This is a genomic window from Pseudomonas japonica, from assembly GCF_013522925.1.
Lineage (GTDB): Bacteria > Pseudomonadota > Gammaproteobacteria > Pseudomonadales > Pseudomonadaceae > Aquipseudomonas > Aquipseudomonas japonica_A.
On the sequence record NZ_JAAMQU010000005.1, the window covers coordinates 220,616 to 246,711 of the forward strand.

Annotated in this window: 13 protein-coding genes; 9 read left to right on the forward strand and 4 right to left on the reverse strand. The window is 61.7% G+C overall.

Annotation, left to right across the window (positions count from 1 at the left end; all coding sequences use genetic code 11):
* The 3 genes from aceF to msrA all read left to right on the forward strand — a co-directional run bounded on the left by aceF (position 1) and on the right by msrA (position 5,768).
* Positions 1–1,974, forward strand: a complete 1,974-nt coding sequence (aceF, locus tag G7016_RS10120; protein ID WP_181113593.1) for a dihydrolipoyllysine-residue acetyltransferase — start codon at positions 1–3, stop codon at positions 1,972–1,974.
* Positions 1,975–2,370: 396 nt separating this feature from the next.
* A complete protein-coding gene (locus tag G7016_RS10125) occupies positions 2,371–5,061 on the forward strand; it encodes a sensor domain-containing phosphodiesterase (RefSeq protein ID WP_181113595.1) in 2,691 nt (896 codons plus the stop codon).
* Positions 5,062–5,120: 59 nt separating this feature from the next.
* Entirely contained in the window at positions 5,121–5,768 is a 648-nt protein-coding gene (gene msrA / locus G7016_RS10130; RefSeq protein ID WP_181113597.1) for a peptide-methionine (S)-S-oxide reductase MsrA, read from the forward strand.
* Positions 5,769–5,783: 15 nt separating this feature from the next.
* Here msrA and G7016_RS10135 read toward each other — a convergent pair whose 3' ends face one another.
* Positions 5,784–6,620: a 23S rRNA (adenine(2030)-N(6))-methyltransferase RlmJ gene (locus G7016_RS10135; RefSeq protein ID WP_181113599.1), complete on the reverse strand. Its 837-nt coding sequence runs from the start codon at positions 6,618–6,620 to the stop codon at positions 5,784–5,786.
* A gap of 72 nt (positions 6,621–6,692) precedes the next feature.
* The gene (gene putP / locus G7016_RS10140; RefSeq protein WP_181113601.1) at positions 6,693–8,180 is read right to left on the reverse strand and encodes a sodium/proline symporter PutP; all 1,488 of its coding nucleotides are present in this window, start codon (positions 8,178–8,180) and stop codon (positions 6,693–6,695) included.
* 332 nt (positions 8,181–8,512) lie between these two features.
* On the opposite strand from putP, the gene putA reads away from it, so the two are divergent.
* The 5 genes from putA to yccS all read left to right on the forward strand — a co-directional run bounded on the left by putA (position 8,513) and on the right by yccS (position 21,597).
* A complete protein-coding gene (gene putA, locus G7016_RS10145; RefSeq protein ID WP_181113603.1) occupies positions 8,513–12,463 on the forward strand; it encodes a trifunctional transcriptional regulator/proline dehydrogenase/L-glutamate gamma-semialdehyde dehydrogenase in 3,951 nt (1,316 codons plus the stop codon).
* A gap of 178 nt (positions 12,464–12,641) precedes the next feature.
* On the forward strand, positions 12,642–14,384 hold the full coding sequence (locus G7016_RS10150; protein ID WP_181113605.1) for a potassium/proton antiporter: 1,743 nt from the start codon (positions 12,642–12,644) through the stop codon (positions 14,382–14,384).
* Positions 14,385–14,511: 127 nt separating this feature from the next.
* Complete coding sequence (mscK, locus tag G7016_RS10155) at positions 14,512–17,814, forward strand: mechanosensitive channel MscK (RefSeq protein ID WP_181113607.1); 3,303 nt, start codon at positions 14,512–14,514, stop codon at positions 17,812–17,814.
* A 39-nt stretch (positions 17,815–17,853) separates the two neighbouring features.
* On the forward strand, positions 17,854–19,317 hold the full coding sequence (selO, locus tag G7016_RS10160) for a protein adenylyltransferase SelO (RefSeq protein WP_181113609.1): 1,464 nt from the start codon (positions 17,854–17,856) through the stop codon (positions 19,315–19,317).
* A 78-nt stretch (positions 19,318–19,395) separates the two neighbouring features.
* Positions 19,396–21,597, forward strand: a complete 2,202-nt coding sequence (gene yccS, locus G7016_RS10165; RefSeq protein ID WP_181113611.1) for a YccS family putative transporter — start codon at positions 19,396–19,398, stop codon at positions 21,595–21,597.
* Between the two features lie 24 nt (positions 21,598–21,621).
* Here the strand turns inward: yccS and G7016_RS10170 are convergent, their stop codons facing one another.
* Positions 21,622–23,739 (reverse strand): putative bifunctional diguanylate cyclase/phosphodiesterase, encoded by a 2,118-nt coding sequence (locus G7016_RS10170; RefSeq protein WP_181113613.1) that lies wholly within the window; start codon positions 23,737–23,739, stop codon positions 21,622–21,624.
* A gap of 332 nt (positions 23,740–24,071) precedes the next feature.
* Here G7016_RS10170 and G7016_RS10175 point away from each other — a divergent pair, with 332 nt between their 5' ends.
* Positions 24,072–24,746 (forward strand): polysaccharide lyase family 7 protein, encoded by a 675-nt coding sequence (locus tag G7016_RS10175; protein WP_181113615.1) that lies wholly within the window; start codon positions 24,072–24,074, stop codon positions 24,744–24,746.
* A gap of 111 nt (positions 24,747–24,857) precedes the next feature.
* Here G7016_RS10175 and fba read toward each other — a convergent pair whose 3' ends face one another.
* Positions 24,858–25,922 carry a class II fructose-bisphosphate aldolase gene (gene fba / locus G7016_RS10180; RefSeq protein ID WP_181113617.1) on the reverse strand — a complete coding sequence of 355 codons (1,065 nt, stop codon included), beginning with the start codon at positions 25,920–25,922 and terminating at the stop codon, positions 24,858–24,860.
* Between the last annotated feature and the right edge of the window lie 174 nt (positions 25,923–26,096).

The following is a 26,096-nucleotide window of genomic DNA, read 5'->3' on the forward strand; positions in this document are numbered from 1 at the left end:
GTGAGCGAGCTTATTCGCGTACCCGACATCGGCAGCGGTGAAGGGGAAGTCATCGAGATTCAGGTAAAGGTCGGCGACCGTATCGAAGCCGAACAAAGCCTGGTAACCCTCGAATCGGACAAGGCCAGCATGGAAGTGCCGGCCCCCAAGGCCGGCGTGGTCAAAGCCATCAAGGTCAAGCTGGGCGACCGCCTGAAAGAAGGCGACGAGTTGCTGGAGCTGGAAATCGAAGGCGCTTCGGCGTCTGCCGCGCCGGCTGCTGCACCTGAGCCTACCGTGGTCGCCAAGCCGAGCGCGCCGGACGAAGCCGAGGAAACCCGGCCGTCCGCACCTGCGCCAAGCGGCGGCGGCGGCGCGAGCCAGGACGTGCATGTGCCGGACATCGGATCGTCGGGCAAGGCCCAGGTGATCGAGATCCAGGTAAAGGTTGGCGATACCGTTGAGGCGGACCAGTCGCTGATCACCCTGGAATCGGACAAGGCCAGCATGGAGATCCCGTCTCCTGCCGCTGGCGTGGTCGAAAGCATCAGCGTGAACCTGAACGACGAAGTGGGCACCGGGGACCTGATCCTCAAGCTCAAGGGCGCAGGTTCCGCTGCTGCCCCGGCTGCCAGCGCACCCGCGCCCACGGCCAAGGAACCCGCTGCCGCCGCGCCAGCTGCAGCCCCGAGCGCACCGGCCGGTGACACCGTAAAAGATATCCACGTGCCGGACATCGGCTCGTCGGGCAAGGCCAAGATCATCGAAGTGCTGGTGAAAGCCGGCGACAAGGTTGAGAAAGATCAGTCGCTGATCACCCTGGAATCCGACAAGGCCAGCATGGAAATTCCATGCCCCGAGGCGGGCGTGGTGGAAAGCGTGATCGCCCAGCTGGAGAGTGAAGTTGGCACGGGTGACCTGATCCTCAAGCTCAAAGTTGCAGGAAGCAGCCCGGCACCCGCCGCGGCCGCCCCTGTTGCTGCCGCGCCCGCTGCTTCAGCACCGGCAGCTCCCGCTCCGGCCGCCAAGCCTGCTGCCGCGCCTGCCGCTGCTTCGGCGCCCGTCGCCGCGCCAAGCGGCAAGGTCCATGCTGGCCCGGCCGTTCGCCTGTTGGCGCGCGAGTTTGGTGTGGACCTCGCGCAGGTCGGCGCCACTGGCCCGCATGGCCGTATCCTCAAGGAAGACGTACAGGTTTACGTCAAGGCGATGATGGCCAAGGCCAAGGAGGCGCCTGCCGCCGCCGCGGCCGCAGGTGGCTCCGGCATTCCGCCGATTCCGGTGGTGGACTTCAGCCGCTTCGGTGAAATCGAAGAAGTGCCGATGACGCGCCTGATGCAAGTGGGCGCCGCCAACCTGCACCGCAGCTGGCTGAACGTGCCTCACGTGACCCAGTTCGACCAGGCCGACATCACCGAGCTCGAAGCTTTCCGGGTGGCCCAGAAAGCCGTGGCCGAAAAAGCGGGCGTGAAGCTCACCGTGCTGCCGTTGCTGCTCAAGGCCTGCGCATTCCTGCTCAAGGAACTGCCAGACTTCAACAGCTCGCTGGCACCGAGCGGCAAAGCCATCATCCGCAAGAAGTACGTGAACATCGGCTTCGCCGTGGATACGCCGGACGGCCTGCTGGTACCGGTGATCAAGAACGTTGACCAGAAGAGCCTGCTGCAACTGGCTGCCGAAGCTGCCGCCCTGGCGGAAAAGGCGCGCACCAAAAAGCTGGCCTCGGACGACATGCAAGGCGCCTGCTTCACCATCTCAAGCCTTGGGCACATTGGCGGCACCGGCTTCACGCCGATCGTCAATGCGCCTGAAGTTGCCATCCTGGGCGTATCCAAGGCGGCCATGGCGCCGGTGTGGGACGGCAAGGCATTCCAGCCGCGCCTGATGCTGCCGCTGTCGCTTTCCTACGATCACCGCGTGATCAACGGTGCTGCCGCCGCACGCTTCACCAAGCGGTTGAGCGACGTATTGGGCGATATTCGCTCCATGCTGCTCTAAGCCACTTCGCCGCGCTGCCCTGTGGCGCGGCAACCCTGTTTTGAGCTGCTACGCTCGAAACCTCAACCCCGCTTCGGCGGGGTTTTTTTATCATTTTCGATCGGTGCCCAAAGTTTCATGACGGATACACCGACTGTCGCGAAGACCTGCTACTCTCGCCTCCAGCTTGGCAATTGCCCGTGCATTTGACGCCAATTCAACGTCGACTACAGTAAACCGCTTGTGCTGCCGTTATACCGACGCAGGGAATGCGGAAAACCGACGCTTAACCTGCCAGATGAAGGCACAGGGCCACTGTAGCGCTTGTCAGCCGAGGCGCCATGATGCAACCTTGCTGCACGTAGCAACTGCCACCAGACGGATCTGTGTAAACCGTATTTCTCAAGCGAGTTCTCGATGAAAAGCCACCCGGATGCCGCCACTCGAATGGCGGCCGAGGTCGTTACGCAGCTCCCCGTGCCTTCGCGCCTGGGCATGCTCCGTTTCGAACGGCTGAACGAGGCAAACTGGGCCCTGCTGTACCTGGACCCTGCCTGCGAGAAAGACCTTGGCCTGCCAGCAAGCGAACTGTGCGCCCTGATCGGCTCGCCGTATGCCAGCCTGATGGAGCCCGAAGCGCGTTATCAGCTGCATGACGCCATCCAGGCCCAGCTCGCCAGGCGCGCCTACTACCTGGTGCGCTACGTGCTGCACTCGGCCAATGGCCCGGTGAACATCCTTGAAGTGGGCGAACCCTTCAAGCAGCACAACCGCCAGCTGCTGCGCGGCTACCTGTTGGGCGTGGATGACCTGGCGGGCGATACCTTCGACGTCGGGCAAGCGGACCTGAACTCCCCAAGTGGCCAGTTGCAGGTTGCACTGGAGGTCAACCACCGGGCACAGCGCGAGCAGTTACATCATCTGGAGCGCGTTCGGGCCCAGCAGGACCTGATCCTGCGCCTGGCGCGGCAGCGCTACACCACCAACGACCCCATGCGCGAAGCGGCAGAGCTGATTACCCGCAGCGCGTGCGAGATCTTCGAGATTGACGGTACCAGCCTTTGGCACCTGGAAGGGCATCGGCTGGTCCCGATCCTGGCGTATAGCGCGGGCACCCGGACCTACAGCGTACCGGCACCGATCGATGCCAGCCGTTATCCCGACTACCTGGATGCCTTGCATCGAAGCCGAGCGGTAGATGCCAACAACCCAACAGGCGATCCACGCATTCGCAACCTCACGGCGGCGGCGCGGCATGGAGGCATCGTATCGGTGCTGGACGCGAGTATTCGTGTCGACGGGCAGGTAGTGGGCATCCTGTGCCTGGAGCAGCACACCGAGCGCGCCTGGCAGTCCGAGGAGATTGCCTTCGCTGGCGAGCTGGCAGACCAGTTCGCCCAGGTGATTACCAATCACAATCGCCGCACTGCGACCAGCGCGCTGCATCTGTTCCAGCGCGCGGTGGAACAGAGCGCCAACGCGTTCCTGCTGGTGAACTGCGATGGTGTGGTGGAGTACGTGAACCCCAGCTTCACCGCAATCACCCAGTACACCTCAGATGAAGTACATGGGCACCGCCTCTCCGAGCTGCCGGCCCTCGAAAACCTCAGCGAACTGCTGTTCGACGCACCGTCCAGCCTTGCCAAAAGCAACAGTTGGCAGGGAGAGTTCAAAAGCCGGCGCAAGAACCTCGAACCCTACTGGGGGCAGCTGTCGATCTCGAAGGTGTTCAACGACCATCGCGAGCTCACCCATTACATCGGTATCTACGAGGACATCACGCAATCCAAGCTTGCCCAGCAGCGCATCGAGCGGCTGGCGTATACCGACAACCTCACCAACCTGGGGAACCGGCCGGCATTCATCCGCAGCCTCGATGAGCGCTTCGCCAGCGACGTGGACACACCACTGGCGCTCATGCTGGTGGATATCGACAACTTCAAGCGCATCAACGACAGCCTCGGGCACCAGACCGGCGATAAACTGCTGATCAGCCTGGCCCGCCGGCTACGCAACAGTTTGAGCCCTTCAGGCACACTGGCGCGCTTCGCCAGTAATGAATTTGCCGTTCTGCTGGATGACACCGACCCCGAAGCCGGCCAGCAGCTGGCGCTGCAGGTGCTTAAAACGCTCGACAAACCAATGTTCGTCGACAACCAGCTGATCAACGTGACCGCCTCGGTTGGCCTCGCCTGCGCGCCACTGCATGGGCGCGACCCGCAAACCCTGATGAAAAACGCCGGCCTGGCATTGCACAAGGCCAAGGCCAACGGCAAGCATCAGGTTCAGGTGTTTACCGAAGCGCTGAACGCGGAAGCCAGTTACAAGCTGTTCGTGGAGAACAACCTGCGCCGGGCACTGACCCAGAACGAACTGGAAGTGTTCTATCAGCCCAAGCTGTGCCTGCGCACGGGCCGGCTGCTGGGCATGGAAGCACTGCTACGCTGGAACCACCCTGAAAAAGGAATGATCCGCCCGGACCAGTTCATCAGCGTGGCCGAGGAAACCGGCCTGATCATCCCCATTGGCAAATGGGTGGTGCGCCAGGCGTGCCGCATGAGCAAGCAGCTGACCGCGGCCGGTTACGGCCCATTGCACGTAGCTATCAACCTTTCGCCCAAACAATTCTCCGACCCGGACCTGGTGGCATCCATCAGCCAGATCCTGACCGAAGAAAAGCTCGCCCCCAACCTGCTCGAGCTCGAGCTTACCGAAGGCCTGCTGCTCGAAGCCACGGAAGACACTCGCCAACTGCTTGGGCAACTCAAGGGCCTGGGCCTGTCACTGGCCATGGATGACTTTGGTACCGGTTACTCCTCGCTGAGCTACTTGAAGAAATTCCCGATCGACATCATCAAGATCGACCGCAGCTTCATCAACGACATCCCCACCAGCCAGGACGATATGGAAATCACCTCGGCGGTGATTGCCATGGCCCATAACCTGAAGCTGAAGGTGGTGGCCGAGGGTATCGAAACGGCAGAGCAGTTGAATTTCCTGCGCCGCCACCGTTGCGACGTTGGCCAAGGCTACCTGTTCGACCGACCGATCCCGTCGGCACGCCTGGTGGACGCGCTCAAGCGATACCCGCGCGGCCCGGCGACCTGACACAAGCGCGCACCTGAGGCACACTGTAGGGCTGTTACTGACCTACCGCGGAGAAGACCATGGTCCTGCGCTCGGAAATCCTTGTGAACAAGAACGAACTCCCTACCGCGCAGCAGGCATTGCCTGGTCGCGAAACGCCAATGGCCGTGCCCGGCGAACACTTTGTAAACGGCCGCCCCTTGCAAGCGCCTTTCCCGGCCGGCCTGGAAGTCGCCTACTTCGGCCTGGGCTGCTTCTGGGGCGCCGAGCGCCGCCTGTGGCAACAGCCGGGCGTGTACACCACGGCGGTAGGCTATGCCGGTGGCTTTACGCCCAACCCCACTTACGAAGAAGTGTGCTCCGGCCTTACCGGCCACAGCGAAGTGGTGATGGTGGTGTTCGATCCGCAGGAAACCCGCTACGAGGACCTGCTCAAGGTGTTCTGGGAATCCCACAACCCAACACAGGGCATGCGCCAGGGCAACGACATCGGCACGCAGTACCGCTCGGTGATCTTCACTACCAGCGAAGCTCAGTTGCACGCAGCACTGGGCAGCCGCGAAGCGTTCCAGGCCGAACTGAGCAAGGCAGGCCACCCGGACATCACCACTGACGTTCAGGACGCCCCGGCCTTCTACTATGCCGAGGCCTACCACCAGCAGTACCTGGCCAAGAACCCGGGCGGTTACTGCGGTATCGGTGGCACCGGGGTTTGCCTGCCCGCGTAAGGGCTGCCCGCCCGGTTACTCGGGGATCGGCCAGTCCACGCGCCAGCTGCCTTGGGTCTGGCCCAGCAACTGGGCCAACCACGGCAGCAAGGCCTTCAGTTCTTCCTCCAGCCCCCATGGTGGGTTGGCGATGGCAAGGCCCGAGCCATTGAGGCGGGTGTCTGTATCCGCAGGATGCACGAACAGCTCGGCCTTGAGCAGCTTGGGCGCGCCGGTACTGGTCAGCTCCTGATAGAAACGGCGCAAGCCTTTCTCGTCCTTGATCGGGTACCACACCACAACCACGGTCTGGCGCATGCGAGCGATACTTTCCTTGATCGCACGCGTGCAGCGCTGCAGTTCATCGGGCTGCTCGAACGGCGGGTCGATCAGCATGACCGCGCGTTTTTCGGGAGTAGGCAGCAGTGCCCGGGGTACATGCCACCCTTCCCCTCTGTGAACCGCCACGCGCGGGTCGCGCTTCATGTTTTCCTTTAACGCCAGGCCATCGTCGGGATGTTTTTCGTTGAACTGCAGGCTGTCCTGCTGCCGCGCCAGTCGGCGGGCCAGTTCCGGCGAACCGGGGTAATAACGCAGATCGCCGTCAGGGTTGAGCTTGCGCAGAACATGGAGGTAATCCGCAGCCAGCTCAGGCGGGTTTTCCACCGCCCACAGCCGTGTAACGCCTTCCAGGTACTCCCCCGTCCGGCTCGCCTGGTCCCCTTGGAGGTCATACAAGCCGACCCCGGCGTGGGTGTCCAGGTAAGCGAAGGGTTGCTCCTTTCGCGACATTGACGCGATAAGGCGGCTAAGCACCAAGTGCTTGAAGACATCGGCATGGTTGCCGGCATGGAAGGCGTGGCGGTAATTCATGGTTACTCCTGCAGGGTGCTGGAGTTTACCGTGCCCCGGCCCTGTCGCCAAAGGCGAAGGGCCGGGTGGCGGTCAGCCGCGGTCGCCTCGCCAGGCTTTGTCTGCTACCTCAAACTGCCGTTTGACGGTTTCGCCAGGCTCACTCAGCAGGCTTGCCAGCACAATGGCCAGGCAGGCGAGCACGAAGCCGGGGATGATTTCGTAGACGGCGCTGTGCCCGTACATTTTCCATAGCACGACCGTCACGGCCCCTGTGACGATGCCGGCCAGCGCGCCATAACGGGTCATGCCTTTCCACAGAACCGAAATGATCACCACCGGCCCGAATGCGGCGCCGAACCCGGCCCAGGCATAACTCACCAGCCCCAGTACCCGGCTATCCGGATCGGCCGCAAGCACAATGGCGATCACGGCAACCAGCAGCACCATGGCACGGCCTACCCACACCAGCTCACGCTGGGAAGCCGACTTGCGCAGGAAATGGCGATAAAAGTCTTCGGTCAGGGCGCTGGAACACACCAGCAGCTGGCAACTCAGCGTACTCATCACCGCCGCCAGAATGGCCGACAGCAGCACACCGGCTACCCAGGGGTTGAACAGGATCTTCGCCAGCTCGATGAATATCCGCTCGGGGTTACCCGCCAGCGCCACCGCCTGCTCAGGGTTAGCCTGGAAATAACCGATGCCGAAGAAGCCTACAGAGCAAGTGCCGGCCAGGCAGAGGATCATCCAGGTCATGGAAATGCGCCGTGCCTTGACGATGGATTTTACCGAATCGGCCGCCATGAAACGGGCCAGGATATGCGGCTGGCCAAAATAGCCCAGGCCCCAGGCCAGCAGAGAAACAATACCGATCCAGGTAGTGCCCCGGAGCATATCGAAACTTTCGGGGTGGGCGCTTTCGATGTGCAGGAAAGTGGTATCTACCCCGCCCGTGGCCAACAGCACCGCTATGGGCGTGAGAATCAGGGCAAACAGCATCAGCGAGGCTTGTACGGTGTCGGTCCAGCTTACGGCAAGGAAGCCACCGATGAAGGTGTACGCAACCGTCGCAAGGGCGCCCACCCACAGCGCTTGTTCATAGGGCAGGCCGAAGGTGCTTTCGAACAGCCGGGCACCGGCGACGATGCCGGAGGCACAATAAATGGTGAAAAACACCAGAATCACGACCGCTGAAATAATCCGCAGAACGCCGCTGGTGTCGTTGAAGCGCGAGGCAAAATAATCCGGCAAGGTAAGCGCATCGCCGCAGTGCTCGGTGTGAATCCTTAACCGGCCCGCCACCAGCCGCCAGTTGAGGTAAGCGCCGGCCACAAGGCCAAGGGCAATCCACCCCTCGGACAAGCCGCTGACGTAAATGGCGCCCGGGAGCCCCATCAATAGCCAGCCGCTCATGTCAGAAGCACCGGCGGACAATGCCGTGACCAGGCCACCCAGGCGGCGACCGCCCAGAATGTAATCGGAAAGATCGCGTGTGCCGCGCCAGGCCAGCAAGCCAATCAGCAACATCACGCCGATATAGACCAGAAAAGAAATTAACGTAGGGTTACTAAGGCTCATTCGGCGGGATACTCATGTCCTTGTTATTGGAGGTGCACCTTGGTTGCACCGAGAGGGGGCATCCTAGGGACTCGCCAACGGACGTTTCAAGGCGACTTAGGCAGTTTCAGAATGGTCCTACACGCCTACAGCCGAAGGTTGCGAACGAACTTGACCAAATACCGGCATCTCGCACCTTTTTTGTGCATCCGGCCGTTGAATCCCGCTCGTCCTGCGTGGCGTAAATAGTTCAACTTTTTGGGTTGCACTGGGTTGCACCCCGCAAAGGCCACGGATAATCTTGCCGCCACGCACAAGCCACACGACAGTGGCAACCCTATGAGGATAATTAAATGGCGACGACCACTCTTGGGGTCAAACTCGACGACCCTACCCGCGAACGCCTGAAAGCCGCGGCGCAGTCCATCGACCGCACTCCGCATTGGCTGATCAAGCAAGCGATCTTCAATTACCTCGAAAAACTCGAGGGTGGCGCGTCCCTGACCGAACTCGACGGTAGTGCAGCCAGCGTCAATGACGACGCGGGCGAAGTGCAGCCAGACCACGCTCACCAATGCTTCCTGGAGTTCGCCGAAAGCATCCTTCCGCAGTCGGTACTTCGTGCGGCCATTACAGGTGCCTACCGCCGCCCCGAGCAGGAAATGGTCCCCATGCTGCTGGAGCAGGCGCGCCTGCCCGCGCCGATGGCCGAGGCCGCCAACAAGCTGGCTGCCGGTATCGCCGAAAAGCTGCGCAATCAAAAGAACGCCACCGGCCGCGCAGGCCTGGTACAAGGCCTGTTGCAGGAGTTCTCGTTGTCTTCCCAGGAAGGCGTCGCGCTCATGTGCCTGGCCGAAGCGCTGTTGCGTATTCCCGACAAGGGTACCCGCGATGCATTGATCCGGGACAAGATCAGCAACGGCAACTGGCAGCCACACTTGGGCAACAGCCCGTCCCTGTTCGTGAACGCCGCCACCTGGGGGCTGCTGCTCACCGGCAAGCTGGTGTCCACCCATAACGAAGCGGGGCTTACGTCCTCGCTTAGCCGGATCATCGGCAAGCGCGGCGAGCCCATGATTCGCAAAGGCGTGGACATGGCCATGCGCCTGATGGGTGAGCAGTTCGTCACGGGCGAAACCATTGCCGAAGCGTTGGCGAATGCCAGCAAGTTCGAGAGCAAGGGTTTCCGATACTCCTACGACATGCTGGGCGAGGCCGCGCTCACCGAACACGATGCGCAGAAATACCTGGCTTCGTACGAGCAAGCGATCCACTCCATCGGCAAGGCATCCCACGGCCGTGGCATCTACGAAGGCCCGGGCATCTCGATCAAGCTTTCCGCCCTGCACCCGCGCTACAGCCGCGCCCAGTACGAGCGCGTGATGGATGAGCTGTATCCCCGCCTGCTGTCGCTCACCTTGCTGGCCAAGCAATACGACATCGGCCTGAATATCGACGCCGAGGAAGCCGATCGCCTGGAGCTGTCGCTGGACCTGCTCGAGCGCCTGTGCTTCGAACCTCAGCTGGCAGGCTGGAACGGCATCGGCTTCGTGATCCAGGCCTACCAGAAGCGCTGCCCGTACGTGATCGACTATGTGATCGACCTGGCTCGCCGCAGCCGTCATCGCCTGATGATCCGCCTGGTGAAAGGTGCGTACTGGGACAGCGAGATCAAGCGTGCCCAGGTTGAAGGCCTGGAGGGCTACCCGGTGTATACCCGCAAGGTCTACACCGACGTCTCCTACATCGCCTGTGCTCGCAAGCTGCTGTCGGTGCCCGAAGCGATCTACCCGCAGTTCGCCACTCACAACGCCCATACCCTGGCGGCTATCTATCAGATTGCCGGCCAGAACTACTACCCCGGCCAGTACGAGTTCCAGTGCCTGCATGGCATGGGCGAGCCGCTGTACGAGCAGGTGGTAGGCAAGGTTGCCGACGGCAAGCTGAATCGCCCATGCCGTGTGTATGCACCGGTGGGCACGCACGAAACCTTGCTGGCCTATCTGGTCCGCCGGCTGCTTGAGAACGGCGCGAACACGTCCTTCGTCAACCGCATCGCTGACCACTCGATCTCCATCCAGGAACTGGTGGCCGACCCTGTGGCGACCATCGAGCGCATGGGCGCGCAGGAAGGTGCATTCGGCCTGCCTCATCCGCGCATCCCATTGCCACGCGACCTCTATGGCAGCGAGCGCAGCAACTCGTCCGGTATCGACCTGGCGAACGAGCACCGCCTGGCCTCGCTGAGCAGCGCCCTGCTGGCCACCGCTCACAATGACTGGAAGGCCGGCCCGATCCTTGGCTGTGAAGCCTCGCAAGCCCCTGCCCAGCCCGTGCTTAACCCGTCGGATCACCGCGACGTGGTCGGCCACGTGCAGGAGGCAGATATTGCCGATGTCGATGCTGCCATTCAGTGCGCACTGATCAACGGCCCAATCTGGCAAGCCACGCCGCCAGCCGAGCGTGCCGCCATCCTGGAGCGCGCCGCTGACCTGATGGAAGCGCAGATCCAGCCACTGATGGGCTTGCTGGTGCGCGAGGCCGGCAAAACCTTCGCCAACGCCATCGCCGAAGTGCGCGAGGCCGTGGACTTCCTGCGCTACTACGCCGTGCAGGCACGCCATGACTTCAACAACGATGCGCACCGCCCGTTGGGCCCAGTGGTGTGTATCAGCCCGTGGAACTTCCCATTGGCCATCTTCACCGGCCAGGTAGCCGCAGCGCTGGCCGCGGGGAACCCGGTACTGGCCAAGCCCGCCGAACAAACCCCGCTGGTCGCCGCCCAAGCCGTACGCATGCTGCTTGAAGCGGGCATTCCGGAAGGCGTGGTGCAATTGCTGCCGGGGCGCGGTGAAACCGTCGGCGCGGGACTGGTGGGTGACGAGCGCGTGAAGGGTGTGATGTTCACCGGTTCGACCGACGTGGCGCGGCTGCTCCAGCGCAACATCGCCGGCCGCCTCGATGCTCAGGGCCGGCCGATCCCGCTGATCGCCGAAACGGGCGGGCAGAACGCAATGATCGTGGACTCTTCGGCGCTCACCGAGCAGGTGGTGATCGACGTGGTGTCTTCGGCCTTCGACAGTGCCGGCCAGCGTTGCTCGGCCCTGCGCGTGCTGTGCCTGCAGGAAGACAGCGCCGACCGCGTGATCGAAATGCTCAAGGGCGCCATGGCCCAGGCGCGCCTCGGTAACCCGGAACGCCTGTCTGTGGACATTGGCCCGGTGATCGACGCCGAAGCCAAGGCGGGTATCGAGCAGCACATCCAGGCGATGCGCGAGAAAGGCCGCACGGTGTACCAGGTGGCGATCGCCGATACCGCCGAATGCCGCCGCGGTACCTTCGTAATGCCGACCTTGATCGAACTCGAAAGCTTCGACGAGCTAGAGCGCGAGATCTTCGGGCCCGTGCTGCACGTGGTGCGCTACAAGCGCCGTGAGCTGGATGCCTTGATCGGCCAGATCAACGCTTCCGGTTATGGGCTCACTCTGGGCGTACATACGCGTATCGACGAGACGATCGCCAAGGTCACCGAGAACGTCAACGCGGGCAACATGTACGTGAACCGCAACATCGTGGGCGCCGTCGTGGGCGTGCAGCCATTCGGTGGCGAAGGCCTTTCCGGCACCGGGCCGAAGGCGGGCGGGCCGCTGTACCTGTACCGCCTGCTGTCAACTCGGCCGGCGGACGCGGTCAGCCGTACCTTCGACCGTAGCGACATCGGCACCCCGGACAGCCGCGTGCATGATCTGCTGCTCAAGCCGCTGCAGGCACTCAAGGCATGGGCCGAAAGCAATCAGCAATCGGGGCTGGTGGATGTCTGCAACCAGTACGCGGCCCAGTCGCAGAGCGGTATCTCCCGTCTCCTCCCAGGCCCGACCGGTGAGCGCAACAGCTACGTGATCCTGCCTCGCGAACACGTGCTCTGCCTGGCGGACTCCGAGGCCGACTTGCTGGCCCAGCTGGCTGCGGTACTGGCGGTCGGTAGCCGTGCCGTAATGATGGAAGGCGAACCCGCCCGTAGCGTGGTGAGCCGCCTGCCGAAGGACGTTCAGGCACGCATTCAGCTGATCGCCGACTGGAAACGCGACGAGGCGGCCTTCGACGCGGTTATCCATCACGGCGACTCGGACCAGTTGCGCGCGGTATGCGAAGTGATCGCCGGGCGCGCCGGCGCCATTGTTGGCGTTCAAGGGCTGTCCCACGGCGAAACCAATATCGCTCTGGAGCGCCTGGTGATCGAGCGGGCAGTGAGCGTGAACACGGCTGCCGCAGGCGGGAATGCCAGCCTGATGACTATCGGCTGACCTCAGGGCGTTGGACGCAAACGGCCCGGCATTCGCTGGGCCGTTTTTGTTTGGACGCTATGATTTTGACTACTTTTATTAACCATCCCTTTTGACACATGGCCGAAGGCACAGGTTAGAATCGGTTGGCACGTTCTCTGCACGTGCCTTCGCCCTTGATTTGAATGGAGTACGGCCCTTGGATGCGACAACCATCAACAGCCTGTTTCTCATCGGCGCGTTGCTGGTCGGTGCAAGCATTCTGGTCAGCTCCCTGTCGTCCCGGCTCGGTATCCCGATCCTCGTCATTATCCTTGCGGTGGGGATGGTCGCCGGGGTGGACGGTGCAGGCATCGTCTTTGACAACTACCCCACCGCTTACCTGGTGGGTAACCTTGCCCTCGCGGTAATCCTGCTCGATGGCGGCTTGCGCACCCGGGTTGCAAGCTTTCGGGTGGCGCTCTGGCCCGCGCTGTCACTGGCCACCGTCGGTGTACTTATCACTACCGGCCTTACCGGCATGGCCGCAGCCTGGCTGTTCGATCTCAACCTCATACAAGGGCTTTTGATCGGGGCGATCGTTGGCTCTACCGACGCCGCCGCGGTGTTTTCGCTGCTGGGCGGCAAGGGGCTGAACGAGCGCGTAACCGCTACCCTGGAAATCGAGTCGGGCAGCAACGACCCCATGGCCGTGTTCCTCACGGTGACACTGATCGACATGCTTGCAAGCGGAGAAACCGGCTTCCACTGGGGCCTGTTGCTTCACCTGTTGCAAGAGTTCGGCATAGGCGGCGTGCTGGGCCTGGGCGGCGGCTGGGTAATGCTTTATCTGGTAAACCGTATCAACCTGGCCAACGGCCTGTACCCCTTGCTGGTTATCAGTGGCGGCCTCGCGGTGTTCGCGCTCACCAACGCCTTGCATGGAAGCGGCTTCCTGGCGGTCTACCTGTGCGGGCTGGTCATCGGCAACCGGCCTGTGCGCAGCCGCCACGGCATACTGCATATGCTCGACGGCATGGCGTGGCTTGCCCAGATCGGCATGTTCCTGGTGTTGGGGCTGCTGGTGACACCGCACGATTTGCTGCCTATCGCCCTGCCGGCGCTCGCGTTGGCCCTGTGGATGATTCTCTTCGCTCGTCCGCTGTCGGTGCTGGTAGGGCTGGCACCGTTCAAGGCGTTTCATGGCCGCGAAAAAGGCTTCATCAGCTGGGTCGGGTTGCGTGGGGCCGTCCCTATCATTCTTGCGGTGTTCCCGCTGATGGCCGGCTTGCCCCATGCTCAGCTGTATTTCAACCTGGCCTTCTTCATCGTGTTGGTATCGCTGTTGGTACAGGGCACCAGCTTGCCTTGGGTGGCCAAGCTGTTGAAGGTAACGGTGCCGCCCGACCCCGCACCCATTTCCCGCTCGGCGCTGGAGGTGCATCACACCAGCGAGTGGGAGCTGTTCGTGTATCGCCTCGGGGCCGAAAAGTGGTGCATCGGCGCAGCGCTGCGCGAACTGAAAATGCCGGAAGGCACCCGTATCGCCGCCTTGTTCCGCAACGAACAATTGCTGCACCCCTCGGGCAGTACGGTGCTGGAAGTGAATGACATTCTCTGCGTGATCGGCCATGAACACGACCTGCCAGCCTTGGGCAAGCTGTTCAGCCAGGCGCCGCAGCGTGGGCTGGACCTACGCTTCTTCGGCGACTTCGTGCTGGAGGGCGATGCCGAACTGGGTGCCGTGGCCGCGCTGTACGGCCTGCGCCTGGACGGCGAAGATCCACAAACACCGCTGGGCCGCTTCATCAGCAGCCGCGTGGGTGGTGCACCGGTGGTCGGCGACCAGGTGGAATGGAACAACACCCTCTGGACCGTTGCCGTCATGGATGCCAATCGCATTGCCAAGGTGGGCGTGCGGTTCCCGGAAGGCAGCAAGCCAGGGCCTGGTTTGTTCCTGTAAGTATTCCCCCTGGCCGCGCAAGCGGCGGCCACTGGTGGAATGAAAAACATTCGGGAAACATATCGCTGCCACAGCGAGGGCTTAAGCCCGTAAAATACGCCGTTCAGTCATTTGACCTGTTTTGAACATGCCTATCCTGCGCGCCCTCCTGTGTACTGCCCTGCTCGGTTTCTTCACGCCCGCAATCTTCGCCGCGGACGCTCCAACCACCGACTCGGTCCAGCAGAGCCTGGACCACATCGCCGATCGAAAGCTTTCCGATCCGGACCAGAAAGCCCTGGAACAGGTGCTCGAACAAACCCTTACGTACCTGTCTACGAAGGCCGATCGCGAGCAGCAGTTGGCTACGGTCAAGCAGCAGATCGCCGAAGCACCCCGGCAAACCGCCGACAACCAGCACGACCTCGACCGCCTCAAGGCCACGAGGGTGCAGCCGGTCACGCAGCGGTACGCGAACTTCACGGTGCCTCAGCTCGAACAATTGCTCACCGACCGTGGCACCCAGCAGAGCGACCTGCAGAAGGCCCTGGGCGACGCCAACACCTTGGCTATAACCGCTCAAACCCGGCCTGAGCGGGCGCAAACCGAAATCGCCGACGCGCAAACCCGCATTCAGCAGATCAACCTCATCCTCAAAAGCGGCAAGGACAGCGGCAAGCTGATCGGCGCCGACCTTCGCAACCAGTACCTGGCCGAACAGGCTTCGCTGAACGCGCTGATCGCCCTGCGGCGGCAGGAACTGGCCGGCAACAGCCTCCTGCAAGACCTGGGCAACAGCCAGCATGACCTGCTTATCGAGAAAATCGGCCGCCTTGCCCAGGAAGTGCAGGACCTGCAATCGCTGATCAACCAGAAGCGCCTTGCGCAATCCCAGGAAACAGTCACCCAGCAATCGCTGGAAGCGCAAAAGGCAGGCAACAGCAGCCTGCTGGCCACCGAAAGCGCAACGAACGTGAAACTTTCGGATTACCTGCTGCGCAGTACCGACGAGCTCAATGAACTCACCCAGCGAAACCTGCATACCAAGCAACAGCTGGACACCGTAACCCAGGCCGACCAGGCCCTGGATGAGCAGATCAACGTGCTCAAGGGCAGCCTGCTGCTTTCCAAGATCCTCTACACCCAGAAGCAGGCCTTGCCGGCGCTCAAGGTGGATCGCAACCTGGCCGACAAGATCGCCGATATTCGCCTGTACCAGTTCGAGATCAATCAGCAGCGCGAGGCGCTGAGCAGCCCTGGCACCTATGTCGAGACTCTGCTCGCCACCCAGCCCGCCGAGGTGGTCACGCCCGCGCTGCGCAAATCATTGCTCGACATCGCCGTTACGAGAGCCGACCTGCTGGAACGGTTGAACCGGGAACTGAGCGCCCTGCTGAACGAATCCATCACCCTGCAGTTGAATCAGAAGCAGCTGCTGGACACCGCTCAGGGGTTGCGTGCCACCCTCGATGAGCAGATGTTCTGGATACCGAGCAACAAGCCCCTGGATACGGAATGGCTGGGTAACCTGCCACGCCGCCTCGCCAAGCAGGTGACCACACTGCCCTGGGCGTCCAGCGTACGCGAGTTGAGCGATGGCCTTACCCAGCGGCCGCTGCTGTTCGTTCCCTTGTTGCTGGCGATCGGCGCCCTGCTGTGGCGGCGCAAGTACCTCTACGGCAAGCTCACCCAGGTGCATCGCAACGTCGGGCATTTCCGTCGTGACAGCCAGTGGAATACGCCGCTGGCGATCCTGGTGAACGTATTGCTCGCCATGCCGGTGGCATTGGCGCTGGCGGTATGTGGCATTGCACTGCAAATCGACGCCCGTGGGCAAAACCTGAGCCTGGGCTCGGCGCTCCTGCAAATGGCCAAGGCGTGGCTCATGTTCTATACGGCCTATCGCATATTGGCGCCTGGCGGCGTGGCTGAGTTGCACTTCCGCTGGGAACGGGCTCAGGTTGCGTTCCTCCAGGGCTGGGTGCGCCGGCTCGGTATCGTGGTCATGGCCCTGGTGGGCGTGGTGGCAGTGGCGGAGCTGCAACCTTCGGGCCTTGCAGACGATGCCCTCGGCATTCTCGTGGTACTGGCCTGCTTCGCCCTCATGGCCTGGCTGCTCAGCCGCCTGTTGTTGGCCAGCCCCACCCACCGCAACGCCTCACTGTTCCGGCGGTTGATCGCCGTCCTGTTCACACTCCTGCCGGTGGGCCTGTTCCTGGCCGTGTGCTTCGGCTACTACTACACCGCGCTCAAGCTCACCGACCGGTTGATTGCCACGCTGTACCTGATGATGTTCTGGCTGGTGATCGAAGCGGCGTTCGTACGCGGCCTGAGCGTTGCGGCTCGGCGCCTGGCCTACAACCGCGCGCTGAGCAAGCGCCAGGCGGCCAGGGAAGTTGGCGGCGACCCGGAAACCGTTATCGAAGAGCCCACCCTGGATATCGACCAGGTAAACCAGCAGTCGCTGCGGTTGATTCGCCTGCTGCTGTTGGGCAGTTTCCTTGGCGCGCTTTACTGGGTGTGGTCAGACCTTATCAGCGTGTTCGCCTACCTGGACAACATCACCCTGTACGAATACACCAGCGGAACCGGCACCAGCATGAGCATGGTGCCGATCAGCCTGGGCGACCTCCTGGGGGCGCTGGTGATCATCTGCATCACCTTCGTGCTGGCGGGCAACCTGCCGGGCCTGTTGGAGGTGTTCGTACTGTCCAAGCTCAACCTAGCCCAAGGCAGCGCCTACGCCACCACTACCTTGATGTCGTACACCATCGCGGGCGTGGGCTTCGTCACCACGCTGTCCACGCTTGGCGTGAGCTGGGACAAGCTGCAATGGCTGGTGGCGGCGCTCTCGGTGGGGCTCGGCTTCGGCATGCAGGAGATCTTCGCCAACTTCATTTCGGGGATCATGATCCTGTTCGAGCGCCCGGTGCGTATCGGCGACACCATCACCATCGGCAACCTGTCGGGCACCGTGAGCAAAATCCGCATCCGCGCGACCACCATCACGGACTTTGATCGCAAGGACATCATTGTCCCCAACAAAACGTTCATCACCGGGCAACTGATCAACTGGTCGCTTACCGATACCATTACCCGGGTTACGCTGAAAATCGGCGTGGACTACGGCTCGGACCTGGACATCGTGCGCAAGCTGCTGCTGCAAGCTGCGGACGAAAACCCTCGGGTGCTGAAGGAGCCCGCGCCTATCGTGTACTTCCTGGCCTTCGGCGAAAGCAGCCTTGACCATGAATTGCGGATGCACGTGCGGGACCTGGGGGATCGCAACCCGGCCCTGGACGAGATCAACCGGTTCATCAACCGTGAATTCAAGAAGCACGGCGTGAACATCTCGTTCCGTCAGCTGGAGGTGCACCTGAAGAACCCGCAGGTCGTCGAGGAGCACTTGCTGCTGCGTAAATCCGATCCCGATCAAACCGATCCTGCGTGAGAAAGGTCCATCCTTTATGAGCCTTTGCGGGGAGCTCCGATGAAAGCGCTGGACGAACTCGAATTCGATAACCGCTTCGCCCGGCTGGGGGACGCGTTTTCCACCCAGGTAATGCCGGAGCCCATCGAGGCGCCTCGGCTGGTGCTCGCCAGTGAGGCCGCCATGCGGCTGCTGGATCTGGACCCGGGCCAGGCAACCACACCACTCTTTGCCGAGGTATTCAGCGGCCACAAGCTGTGGGCAGAGGCAGAGCCCAGGGCGATGGTGTATTCCGGCCATCAGTTCGGCCACTACAACCCGCAGCTTGGAGACGGGCGGGGGTTGTTGCTGGGCGAAGTGGTGAACGACGCCGGTGAGTACTGGGACCTTCATCTCAAGGGCGCAGGGCAAACGCCATGGTCACGGATGGGCGATGGCCGGGCGGTGCTGCGTTCGTCGATTCGAGAATTTCTGGCATCCGAAGCGCTGCATGCCCTGGGCATTCCCAGCACCCGGGCGTTGTGCGTTACGGCGTCGGATACCCCCGTATGGCGCGAACGCCAGGAGCGCGCCGCCATGCTGCTGCGGCTTTCGCCCAGCCATGTTCGGTTCGGCCATTTCGAGTATTTCTATTACACGCGCCAGCCTGAGTTGCACAAGCAACTGGCGGACCACGTACTCAGCGCTCATTTCCCGGAGTGCGCGGCTGAAGAGCAGCCTTACCTTGCCATGTTCAGAAGCGTGGTCGAGCGCACCGCCGAAATGATTGCCAAATGGCAAGCGTACGGCTTCTGCCATGGCGTAATGAATACAGACAACATGTCCATCCTGGGGCTTACCTTCGATTTCGGCCCCTATGCGTTCCTCGATGACTTTGACGCACGCTTTATCTGCAACCACTCCGATAATCAGGGCCGCTACGCCTATAGCAACCAGGTGCCTATTGCCCACTGGAACCTGAGCGCATTGGCCCAGGCGCTGACGCCGCTGATCGAAGTGGATGCTTTGCGAGAGGCGCTGGAATTGTTCCTCCCCTTGTTCCGGGCCAGTTACCTGGACCTGATGCGCCGTCGCCTGGGCCTGGTAACGGCCGAGGAAGAAGACCAAGGGCTTGTGGAGCGCCTATTGCAGCTGATGCAGAACAGCGCCGTGGATTACAGCCTGTTCTTCCGGCACCTTGGTGAGCAGGCACCGGGCCTGGCGATCAAACAGTTACGTGACCACTTTGTGGACCTTTCCGGGTTTGATGGGTGGGGGGCACTGTACCTTGATCGCCTCGCACGCCAGCCCGACGAAGCTCCCGCTGCTCGCACGGCGCGTATGAACGCCGTGAACCCGCTGTACATCCTGCGCAACTACCTGGCGCAAAATGCCATCGAAGCGGCAGAGGCGGGTGACTACAGCGAAGTTCGCCGCCTGCACCAGTTACTGAGCAACCCCTTCGAAGCACAAGCGGGTATGGACGCCTACGCTCAGCGGCCGCCAGATTGGGGCAAGCACCTGGAGATCAGCTGCTCCTCCTGACAGGGCAGCCAGGCTCGCCTCGCTCAAACCGCTTTTCAATCCTGTATGATCGCGCCATCTGAACCAGGCCCTCCTCCCATGGCTTCGAGATCTTTCGGGAATACCCTGCGCCGGCTCTGGGCGCGGGATAAATTCAGCTACAGCGTGCGGGTATTCATCGCCCTGACAGGCAGCATGGCGTTGTGCTGGTCACGGAACGACCTGCATATGTTGATCCCTCTGTTCCTGGGGATCATTGCCAGCGCACTGGCCGAAACCGACGATAATTGGCAGGGCCGCCTCAATGCACTCCTGGTGACCTTGGTGTGCTTCAGCGTTGCGGCGTTCTCGGTAGAGCTACTGTTCCCCTACCCCATCATTTTTGTGGCGTCCATGGCGTTGGCCAGTTTCGCCCTGACCATGCTGGGGGCGCTGGGCGAGCGATACGGGGCCATTGCCTATGCCACGCTGATCCTCTCGGTGTACACCATGATCGGTGTGGACCAACGAGGTGGCGAGCTCACCAGCTACTGGCATGAGCCAGCGTTGCTGGTCGCGGGCGCGGCCTGGTATGGGGTGCTCTCGGTCGTGTGGCAGGCCCTGTTCTCGAACCAGCCTGTACAGCAGGGGCTGGCCCGCGTGTTCCGCGAGCTGGGGCTGTACCTGAAGCTCAAATCCTCACTGTTCGAGCCTATCCGGGGGCTGGATGTAGAAGGGCGGCGGCTGGAACTGGCCCGGCAGAATGGCCGGGTCGTCGCCGCGCTGAACACCTCCAAGGAGATCATCTTCAATCGAGTTGGCAGTTCGCGCCCGGGCTCCAAGGTCAGCCGTTACCTGAAGCTGTATTTTCTGGCGCAAGACATTCATGAGCGGGCAAGCTCCACTCACTACCCCTATAACGCACTCGCCGAAGCGTTCTTTCATAGCGATGTGCTGTTCCGCTGCCAGCGCTTGTTGCGTCAGCAGGGAAAAGCATGCGAACGCTTGTCCGAGACACTGCAACTGCGGCAGCCATTCATTTATGACGACACCTTTGCCGAAGCGTTGAGCGACCTTCACGCCTCGCTGGAGCACCTTCGCATCCAGAGCAACCCGGCATGGAAGGGTCTGCTGCGATCGCTGCGGGCGCTAGCGACCAACCTGGGCACATTGGACAGGCTGCTGAGCGATGCCAGTAACCCTGACATTCTCGCAGAAGCCACCGACAGCAGCCTGCTGGACCGTTCGCCACGCAGCTTCAAGGATGTATGGGCCCGCCTGCGGCAGAACCTTACCCCCACGTCGTTGCTGTTCCGCCATGCGTTGCGCCTGCCCCTGGCGCTGACCATAGGCTATGGCATGGTTCACCTTATTCACCCCAGCCAAGGCTACTGGATCATCCTCACCACGCTGTTCGTGTGCCAGCCAAGCTATGGTGCTACCCGGCGCAAGCTGGGCCAGCGAATCATCGGCACGGCTATCGGGCTCACCGCAGGCTGGGCACTGTTCGACCTGTTCCCCAACCCTGTGGTGCAATCGCTGTTCGCGGTAGTGGCAGGCCTGGTGTTCTTCGTCAACCGCACCACGCGCTATACGCTGGCGACCGCGGCGATCACGCTGATGGTGCTGTTCTGTTTCAACCAGACGGGCAATGGCTATGGCCTGTTCCTGCCGCGGCTGCTGGATACCCTGCTGGGCAGCCTGATCGCCGGCCTGTGCGTGTTCCTGTTCCTGCCAGACTGGCAAGGCCGGCGCTTGAACAAGGTGCTGGCAAACACACTCAGCTGCAGCAGTGCCTACCTGCGGCAGATCCTGAAGCAGTACGCCGAGGGCAAGCGCGACGACCTCGCCTACCGATTGGCCCGGCGCAACGCCCACAACGCGGACGCCGCCCTGTCCACCACGCTGTCGAACATGCTGTTGGAACCGGGGCACTTTCGCAAAGAAGCCGACGCCGGGTTCCGCTTTCTGGTGTTATCCCACACGCTGCTGAGCTATCTCTCCGGGCTGGGCGCGCACCGTGGCACCAGTTTGCCGGAGCCCGTACGCGAGGAACTGATAACCGGCGTGGGCGAGCAACTGGCCAATAGCCTGGAAGCAATAGCCAAGGGCCTGGCCGAACGCAGCAGCATTGCGGTGCATAACGAAGAGGAGCAGGCCCTGGCCGAGCATCTGGAACAGATGCCGGAGGAAATGGACGAGAGCCAACGCCTGGTACAAGCCCAGTTGGCCCTTATCGTTCGCCATCTCGCCCCGCTGCGCACCATGGCAGCGCACCTGGCGCAGCCCAAACCGGCCGCTACCCGCGCGCCCGTGCTCTAGGCCGCAAACGGCCTGTCGATGCGCTCAGGCGAAGTCCCACGGATACCTTGCCGGGAACTGGCCCGCATCCGTGGCCGTAAGCGGATGAGCTACCACGAAGCCCTGGATGTATTCACAATCGTTGTCCACCAGCCAGCGGTATTGCTCGGCGGTTTCCACGCCTTCCGCTATCACGGTGATGGAAAAGGCCTTGCACAGGCCGATGATCGAACGGGCAATCGCGGTATCGCGCTCGGAATGCGGCAAGCGGGCGATCAATTGCCGGTCCAGCTTCAGGGTATCGATGGGCAGGTCTCGAAGTATCTTCAGCGAACAATGGTCCCAGCCGAAATCGTCCAGCGCCACCCGCACGCCCAGGCCCCTTAGCAATGAGAGCTGGCGGCGGGTTTCTTCAGGGTTGTGCAACAGCGAGGGCTCCACGACCTCGATCTCCAGCTGGTGTGGCATCAGGCCGTTGGCCGAGATCGCGTGCTGCAGTTCGGCAATCAGGTTAGGCATACTGAACTGGGCATTACTCAGGCTTATCCCCAGGACAAGGTCATCATCAAAACGCTCCCGCCATTGCCGACGTTGCGACGCGCCTTCCTGATAGATCCAGGACGTCAGCCGGCTGATCAGCCGTGCCTCTTCCAGGAGGGGAATAAACAGCCCTGGAGGCACGTCACCCACGCTCGGGTGCTGCCACCGCAACAGCGCTTCGAAGCCCCGCAGGCGACCATCGGCCAAGCGAACCTGCGGCTGGTAAACGAGGGAGAATTCCTTGTGCTCGATCGCCGCAGAGACGCTCTCCTCCAACAGCAGCCGGGAACGCGCCCTTACGTTCAGGTCCTGGTCGTAATAGCGGTACTGCTGTTTGCCGGCCTGCTTGGCGGCGTACATGGCGATGTCGGCCGCACGCAAGAGGTGTTCGAGGTTCACGCCACATTCAGGATAGGTGGCAATCCCGATGCTCACTCCCAGGCTGACTTCCAAGCCATCGATCTGGGTGCAACTGCGCATGCGCTCCAGGATCTTTTCAGCGACCTTCGCCGCTTGCTCGGGGTAGTCCAGGGTGTCCAGCAAGGCTGTGAACTCATCGCCGCCAATACGCCCGATGATGTCGTACGGGCGCAACAACGCCTTGAGCTGCGTGGCGACCCAACGCAGCACACGGTCGCCAGCATCATGGCCATGGGTGTCGTTGATCCGCTTGAAGCCATCCATGTCCAGATAAAGGAGGGCCTGGCTTTTCTCGGGCCGCTCGTTACGTACCAGGGCGCTTTCAACGGTCTGGTAGAAGCCGCGGCGGTTGAGCAGCCCCGTGAGTGGATCGGTGACCGCCTGGAATTCGAGCTGCTGATGCAGGTTGCGGACCACGGACATGTCCTGGACCGTAAGCACCATGGCTTTTTCCGAAGCCAGCGGTGCACAGGACAGGGACACCGGCAAGGATTGGCCTGAGTAGGTTCTCAGTACCGCGTCGTGCACGCGGTGGATGTCGCGCAGGGTGTAGGCACGGAAGAACTCGGATTCGTGCCAGCTGGCCACGCTGGGCTTTTCGATGAAGTCCAGCAAGCGCGCGCTCTGCAATTCATCGATGGTTGCGCCCAGCAGCCGGGAGATGGCGGGGTTGGCGAAGCGAATATTGCCGATCTCGTCGATAACCAGAATACCCTCGGCCGCATTCTCCAGTACCGACGCGTTGAAGGCCCGCGCCGTTTCCAGATCCCGTGTCAGCCGCTGCAATTCACGTCGGCTGCGCTGCTGCTCCAGGATGGCTTGCACCTTGGGCTTGAGAATTTCCGGGTCCACGGGCTTGAACAGGTAGTCCACGGCACCGTTGGCGTAGCCCTTGAGCACCGCGGCATCGGATTGCTCGTTGGCCGTGAGGAAAATGATCGGCGTAAGGCGGGTGCGCTGGCTGCCTTTCATCAACCTGGCGACTTCAAAGCCGTCCATGCCGGGCATTTGCACGTCCAGCAATACCAGGTCCACTTCGTGCTGGAGCAGCAGGCCAAGAGCCTCGACGCCCGAGGGCGCGGTCATCACCTGCCAATCCTGACGCTCCAACAGCGCCCTCATGCTCAGAAGATTCTCGGGATAGTCGTCCACCACAAGGATGGTCGATCGGTCTTCAGTCGGTCTGGTGTGCGCGCGATCCATGCTACTTCTCATCAAGGTGGCCACAAGCCAGCGTTCGCTGGGCCCGGGTAGGAGACACTCTAGCCTCGCTTTTGTCGCTTAACGCAACGGGAAAACTCTCATTTTGTGACGTAGCTGACGAACGGTAAGTTGCTGAAACGTACCGAATCAAGGGGTTAGGCGATGCCGACAAACGGTTGGCGCCAAAGGGATGGCGCCGCATTGCAAACAGTGTATCGTCTTTTACATACAAAGGGAGGCCACCTTTATATGTGCCCGGATTGTTCCGGGTTTTTCATCACATTTATTCGGCCATTAACTTTTCTTCAGTTTAGTAGTGTAGGTGAAATATCATGATCGACCTCTCCACCTGGAACCTCAGCATCCCCGTCGGCAGCCCTGCGAAGACGATCGAAACGCCAGCATTGGTGAAGGGTTACAAGGACTCTTACTTCCGCGCCGATAATGGCACTCTGTTCTTCTGGGCCCCGGTTACCGGGTCCACTACCAAGAGCGCGAAATACCCACGCAGCGAACTGCGTGAAACCAATGCCGATGGTTCGCTTCGCAACTGGAAGTACCCTGCTGCCAACAACTTCCTGCGTGCCAGCCTGACTGTCAACAAGGTGCCATCGACCGGCAAGGTCGTTATCGGTCAGATCCACCAGTACGACAGCAACGAGCCGATGGTAAAGCTGGAATACCAGTACAAGACCAGCAGCAAGACCGGCAACATCGTCGCCAAGCTGCGTTCTTCGCCTTCGCAGGACGAGCCAACGGTGATTCAGGTTGGTACCGGTGTTCCGTTGAACAGCAAGTTTGACTACACAATCAACTTGAGCCCTGGCGGCATGCTGACGATTGACGCGGCCAACTACCACTGGGCGAAACAGTTGAGCACCGGCTGGAAAACCAAAGACCTGTACTTCAAGGCAGGCGTGTACGTACAGGACAACGCCGGTTATTCCTCCGAGGGTGGCCAGGTGACCTTCACCAAGCTGGAAATCAGCCATGTGAAAGGTTCCTGATTTATAGGTACTCCACCTGACGGCGAGCCCCTATAAACAAAGCGGCGCGTAACGCTCTCTTATCGAGCTGTTACGCGCCGCTTTTTTTTGCGCTGCGCTTATATATGAAACTTAGTTGACCTTGGCGGCCAATTCACCTTTCGCATAGCGCTGGAACATCACTTCCAGGGACAATGGCTTGATCTTCGAGGCATGGCCGGCTGTACCAAACGCTTCATAGCGAGCAATGCACACATCGCGCATTGCGGTAACGGTGTACGCCAGGTATTTACGCGGGTCGAACTCGCTGGGGTTCTGCGCCATGAAGCGGCGGATCGCGCCAGTAGAGGCCAGGCGAAGGTCTGTGTCGATGTTCACCTTGCGCACGCCGTGCTTGATACCTTCGACGATCTCCTCGACCGGCACGCCGTAGGTTTCTTTGATGTCGCCACCGAACTCATTGATGATCGCCAGCCAGTCCTGCGGTACCGAGGACGAGCCGTGCATTACCAAGTGGGTATTGGGGATGCGCTTGTGGATTTCCTTGATACGGTCGATCGCCAGCACGTCGCCGGTAGGCGGCTTGGTGAACTTGTAAGCACCGTGGCTGGTACCGATGGCGATGGCCAGGGCGTCGACCTGAGTCCGCTTGACGAAGTCCGCAGCTTCTTCGGGGTCGGTCAGCATCTGGCTGTGGTCCAGGATACCTTCGGCGCCCACACCATCTTCTTCACCGGCCTGGCCGGTTTCCAGCGAGCCCAGGCAGCCCAGTTCGCCTTCTACCGACACGCCACAGGCGTGGGCGAACGCGACGGTTTGCTGGGTAACACGTACGTTGTAGTCGTAGTCGGACGGGGTTTTACCGTCTTCCTTCAGCGAGCCGTCCATCATCACCGAGCTGAAGCCCAGCTGGATAGAACGCTGGCAGACGTCGGGGCTGGTACCGTGGTCCTGGTGCATCACCACCGGGATGTGCGGAAATTCCTCGACGGCGGCGAGAATCAAGTGGCGCAGGAACGGTGCGCCAGCGTATTTGCGAGCACCCGCGGACGCTTGAACGATCACTGGCGAGTCGGTCTTGTCGGCCGCTTCCATGATCGCGCGCATCTGCTCAAGGTTGTTCACGTTGAACGCCGGAACGCCGTAGCCGAATTCGGCGGCGTGGTCCAGCAACTGGCGCATGCTAATCAGTGCCATGGTGTGTATCTCTCCCGGTCCAGGGTCGTTTAAGGTGCAAGCGCGGCCACCAAAGCGACCGCCCTACAGGCTAGCCACGGGCCATCACGTGGGCCCGGGGGGTGTTCACGGGGCCATGTACGGCCCCGGCCAATCAAATCGTGGACAGCAACCACCGCCTTGCCGAGGCAAGGC